Source organism: Corynebacterium sp. HMSC078A10, from assembly GCF_001811565.1.
GTDB classification, from domain to species: domain Bacteria; phylum Actinomycetota; class Actinomycetes; order Mycobacteriales; family Mycobacteriaceae; genus Corynebacterium; species Corynebacterium hesseae.
This window is the reverse complement of record NZ_KV805210.1, coordinates 1-280: the sequence shown is the minus strand read 5'-3', so window position 1 is coordinate 280 and position 280 is coordinate 1. Positions and strand designations below refer to the sequence as shown.

Here is a 280-nt window from a genome sequence, read left to right as displayed (position 1 = left end):
TTGTTGTTTGGTGTCGGCGGTTTCTTACTCTCCCACAACCTCCCGGTTGCAGTACCATCAGCGTTAGCAGGCTTAGCTTCCGGGTTCGGAATGGGTACCGGGCGTTTCCCTGCTGCTATAGGCCACCGACAAACACTTAGGGCAACGTCTGGTTGCTGGTGTTGTGTCAGATACTGTGTAGTGGACGCAAGCGACAGTGATATTTATTGTCTTGTTGTGTTTGTTGTCAACACACCCGTCAATATTGGGTGTGTGTGTTTGTTTTGGTCTATTAGTACCA

Annotated in this window: 1 rRNA gene; it reads right to left on the bottom strand. The window is 49.3% G+C overall.

Annotated elements, in window-relative coordinates:
- Positions 1-11: 11 nt before the first annotated feature.
- A 5S ribosomal RNA gene (gene rrf, locus HMPREF2808_RS07735) occupies positions 12-130 on the bottom strand.
- Between the last annotated feature and the right edge of the window lie 150 nt (positions 131-280).